Here is a 622-nt window from a genome sequence, read left to right as displayed (position 1 = left end):
TCGGCTCGGCCAGCACCCGGGCGAAGTCCTCCAGCACCGGCATCGCGTAGCGCTGCGCGCGCTGTGCCGCGAAGAAGAGCCGGCGCTGGACCAGCGCGTCGACGATGCTCCACCACCGCGCCTTGTCGGGGACCTCGATGCCGAAGTCGTGGATGATCCGGTCGAGCTCGGGGTCGACGTCGGGCTGGTAGACCGACGGCGAGGACGAGAACTGAAGATCGCTCTTGAGCTGGAACACCCGCGAGATCATGCGCGGCACCAGGAGCGCCACTTCCGGGTTCGACACGTTGAGGAGCGTGGTGAGGAAGTTCTCGATGAAGCTCCTCTCGCGCTCCAGCGGCATGCGGCGGCCAAGGCCGAGGTCGAGGAAGTTGACCGCGTAGTCCGGCGTGTTGAGGAGCCGGACGTAGTACGCCTCGTGCCGCCGCTCAGGGGGAAGCGCGTTGCGCACCAGCTCGATGAACCCGCTGGAGCTGACGCCGACGTCGATGACGGCGAGGAAGGGCAGGGCCGCGCCGGCGGAGAACGCCGCGAACTCGACGTTCAGCCGGTTCATCAGCACCGACTTGCCCGAGCCGGGCGTGGCGTAGATGAGCGTCAGCCAGAACAGCTGCTCGGGCGA

1 pseudogene is annotated in these 622 nt (G+C 67.8%); it reads right to left on the bottom strand.

Going from position 1 to position 622, the window contains the following annotated elements:
• Positions 1 to 622 (bottom strand): annotated as a pseudogene (locus VQ02_RS38600) (hypothetical protein); the annotation flags it as partial.

It is taken from the genome of Methylobacterium variabile (assembly GCF_001043975.1).
In the GTDB taxonomy this organism is placed as follows: Bacteria; Pseudomonadota; Alphaproteobacteria; order Rhizobiales; family Beijerinckiaceae; genus Methylobacterium; species Methylobacterium variabile.
The sequence above is the reverse complement of the archived record's forward strand: the minus strand, read 5'-3'. Positions and strand labels throughout refer to the sequence as shown.